Annotated in this window: 2 protein-coding genes; one reads left to right on the forward strand and one right to left on the reverse strand. The window is 45.2% G+C overall.

The window, feature by feature from the left end:
- Positions 1-146: 146 nt before the first annotated feature.
- The gene (locus B2Z67_RS06000) at positions 147-1,121 is read right to left on the reverse strand and encodes a polyprenyl synthetase family protein (RefSeq protein WP_291528909.1); all 975 of its coding nucleotides are present in this window, start codon (positions 1,119-1,121) and stop codon (positions 147-149) included.
- Positions 1,122-1,207: 86 nt separating this feature from the next.
- On the opposite strand from B2Z67_RS06000, the gene polA reads away from it, so the two are divergent.
- Positions 1,208-4,099, forward strand: coding sequence for a DNA polymerase I (gene polA / locus B2Z67_RS06005; RefSeq protein ID WP_291528910.1), 2,892 nt, complete (start codon positions 1,208-1,210; stop codon positions 4,097-4,099).
- Positions 4,100-4,330 lie beyond the last annotated feature (231 nt).

Below are 4,330 nucleotides of genomic sequence, written 5' to 3' on the forward strand. Positions count from 1 at the left end.
CGCGTCTAAAGAATTGCTTGTATTGCGCAGCAACCGGATTGAGATTCCGTTTCGCTATATTATTATTCATAGTATAAACTAATTATGAACAGCTACTTAAGAATAATAGTAATCATCATAAAAGTTTCAGAAGAATAAATGATAAATCATTTGTCCCGGTCTACTACATAATCAAGATAAGCGATAAGTGCAGCTTTTACCTCCGAATCGGGCAGAGCAACCAGTAAAGAAAGCGCCTTTTCCTTATACCCGAGCATCGCCTGTACCGCATATTCAATGCCTCCCTGTTGCTTAGCAAACTCGATTAATTGGGTAATTTCACCGGTGGTAGCAACGCCATTCTTCACTTTGACAGCTATTCCTTTCGCAACCTCGTCCCGGGTTACATTCAGGGCATAAAGCACCGGAAGGGTTAGTTTACCTTCCAACATGTCATTTCCGGTCGGCTTGCCAATCCGCTTACTATCGAAATAGTCGAATATATCGTCCTTAATCTGGAAACAAAGACCGATATATTCACCGAATTGACGTGCAAACTCCGCCTGCTCATCATCCGCCCCTATCGAAAGAACACCGGCTTTGGTACAAGCCGCAAAAAGCGCAGCCGTCTTCTTACAGATTACATCAAAATATACTTCTTCGGAAAATTGGAGGTCGCTTACATTGGAGAGTTGCAGCAGTTCTCCCTCCGAAAGACTCTGACCTAACTGGGAAACAAGGTCAATAATAGCGTAGTTATGTGTCCTGCTTACCTGCACAAGCGAAGTCGCCAATAAATAATCGCCCACCAGCACCGCTACCTTATTATTATAGATAGCATTCACGGATAATTGCCCGCGACGCTCCGTACTTTCATCCACCACATCATCGTGAACCAGGCTCGCAGTATGCAACAGTTCAAGCGAAGCCGCAGCATGAAGCGTTTCAGAACAGACCTGACCATACAATTTCGCCATGAGCAACAATAAAACCGGACGCATCATCTTCCCGTTCTTCTGCCGAATGTGAGCAATTACTTCATTCAACAAAAAGTTAGAACCGGAAAGTGAACTATCAAACAACTGCTTGAAGCTTTCCAATTCCGCTGAAATCGGAGATTTTATGAGTAACAAGTTATCCATGCATCGCTATTTTGCCACAAAAGTAGTAATAAAACAGTTAATACAGTATTTTTTTGTACTTTTACCATGTAAAAAAGGACAAATATATGAAACCGGATAATAAACTGTTTCTTCTCGATGCCTACGCATTGATATACCGCGCTTATTACGCATTCATTAAAAACCCGCGGATTAACTCTAAAGGATTCAATACTTCTGCCATCCTGGGCTTTGTAAACACCCTTGAAGAAGTACTCAAAAAAGAAAACCCCACGCACTTGGGAGTTGCCTTTGACCCGACAGGCCCCACGTTTCGCCACGAAGCTTACCAACAGTACAAGGCGCAACGTGAAGAAACGCCGGAAGCTATCCGGTTCTCAGTACCTGTCATAAAAGATATCATCCGCGCCTACCGCATCCCTATCCTGGAAGTGCCGGGCTACGAAGCGGACGATGTCATCGGCACACTCGCCACCGAAGCCGGACAACAAGGTATCACTACCTACATGATGACTCCCGACAAAGATTACGGCCAGTTGGTTTCTGAAAATGTATTCATGTACCGCCCAAGGCATACCGGTGGTTTTGAAGTCATGGGCATAGAAGAAGTAAAAGCCAAATTCGATATCCGCACAACGAAACAAGTCATCGACATGTTAGGACTGATGGGCGACTCATCCGACAATATCCCCGGCTGTCCGGGCGTTGGAGAGAAAACAGCGCAAAAGTTAATAAGCGAATTTGAAAGCGTCGAAAATCTCCTGGAACATACCGACCAACTGAAAGGTGCACTGAAGACCAAAATCGAAAGCAATCGCGAGATGATTATTTTCTCTAAATTCCTCGCAACCATTAAAACGGATGTTCCCATCAAACTCGACATGGCATCGCTCGTTCGTGAAGAACCTAATGAAGAAGAACTCCGGAAGCTCTTCGAAGAATTGGAATTCCGCACACTCATTGACCGGGTACTCAAAAAGAACAGTCCCCTACCCTCTTCGTCCGGCGGCGCTCCTTATTCTCTGTCCGGCGCTCCCTCTTCTTCGCCCGGTACCCTCTTCCCTTCGTCCGGCACTCCCGATCTTTTTTCGGCAGATCCGCTCTTCGCTCCAAATAATGCCCCGGCTCAAGGCGATTTGCTTGCAGAATTTGCGCCCAATGATACGGAAGAACAGAAAAAATCAAATCTCGCGCACTTAGAAACCGCTCATGTTGACTACCAACTCATTGATACAGAGGATGAAAGGAGGCAAATAATTCAAAAGTTGCTTACAGCGGAAATTCTCTCAATAGATACGGAAACTACCTCAGCCGATGCAATCGAAGCCCAATTAGTAGGAATGAGCTTCAGCGACGCCGAAAATCACGCTTACTATGTTCCCGTTCCGGCGGAACGAGACAAAGCCTTAAAAATAGTGAATGAGTTCCGCCCTCTCTACGAAAACAGAAATTCGGTAAAGGTGGGGCAAAACATAAAGTACGATATACTCGTTCTTCAAAATTACGGGATAGAAGTGGAAGGCGAACTTTTTGATACCATGCTCGCACATTATGTTTTGCAACCCGAACTTCGCCACAACATGGACTACCTGGCAGAAATCTACTTGCACTACCAAACCATTCACATCGACCAACTGATTGGCCCGAAAGGAAAGAACCAGAAAAACATGGGCGACCTTTCCCCGCAAGATGTCTACCTCTACGCTTGTGAGGATGCCGACATAACCTTAAAGTTAAAAAACATTCTCGAGAAAGAACTAAAGAGCCAGGGAGTGGAACACTTGTTCTATAAAATAGAGATGCCGCTTGTGCGCGTACTTGTCAACATGGAAAGAAACGGAGTACGTCTCGACACCAGCGCACTGAAACAATCGTCCGGACTCTTCACTACCCGCCTGCAGGAGATTGAAGAAGAAATCTATCAACTGGCAGGTGAAACATTCAACATTGGTTCTCCGAAACAAGTCGGTGAAGTGCTGTTTGACAAGCTGAGGATTATAGACAAGCCCAAGAAGACGAAGACAGGACAGTACGTTACTTCTGAAGAAATATTGGAAAGCCTGCGCAACAGACATAAAATCATCGGGAAAATCCTCGAGCACCGCGGATTGAAGAAGTTGCTCGGTACGTATGTCGATGCTCTTCCTTTGCTCATTAACCCCCATACGGGGCGCATCCATACCTCTTTTAATCAAGCAGTTACGGCTACCGGGCGCCTCAGCTCCAGCAACCCTAACCTGCAAAACATTCCTATCCGCGACGAGGACGGAAAAGAAATCCGCAAAGCATTTATCCCCGACGACGGATGTGAATTCTTCTCTGCCGACTATTCGCAAATCGAACTGCGCATTATGGCTCACTTAAGCAGGGATAAAAACATGATTGATGCTTTCCTCAGCGGTCATGACATTCACGCCGCTACTGCTGCTAAGATTTATAAAGTAGATATCAAGGACGTCACACCTGAAATGCGCCGCAAAGCCAAAACCGCCAACTTCGGTATTATATACGGTATTTCTATCTTCGGATTGGCAGAGCGTATGAATGTAGACCGCAAGGAAGCCAAAGAACTGATTGACGGTTACTTTGAAACTTACCCGCAGGTACGCGCTTATATGGATGAGAGCATCCGGGTGGCTCGTGAACAAGGGTATGTGGAAACTATCTTCAACCGCAAGCGATTCTTGCCCGACATTAATTCACGGAACGCAACCGTACGCGGGTATGCTGAACGCAATGCAATCAATGCTCCTATTCAGGGAAGCGCTGCCGATATCATAAAAGTGGCTATGGCGGGCATCTATAACCGTTTCCAGGATTATAAATTGAAAGCAAAGATGATTTTGCAGGTTCATGACGAGTTGAATTTCAGTGTTCCGGAGGCTGAAAAAGAGTTTGTGCAACAAATTGTAATCGAAGAAATGGAGCGTGCGTATCGTATGCATGTACCTCTGCGAGCGGATTGCGGGTGGGGAAAGAATTGGTTGGAGGCGCACTAAATCTATGCTGAATCCGGAAAGTTAGATATTATAATTCGTTTGTAGCGGAGCGGAGCGGTGATTAGTGATTAGTGATTAGTGATTAATGATTAGTGATTAATGATTAGTGATTAATGATTAATGATTAGTGATTAATGATTGGTAATTAATGATTAGTAATTAATGATTAATGGGACTATCTCTATTCTCCTCCTCCTGGGAGGAGGAGTACCCGTAGGGGGAGGTGGTAGG

This window comes from Bacteroides sp. UBA939 (assembly GCF_002293435.1).
Classification (GTDB): Bacteria; Bacteroidota; Bacteroidia; order Bacteroidales; family Bacteroidaceae; genus Bacteroides.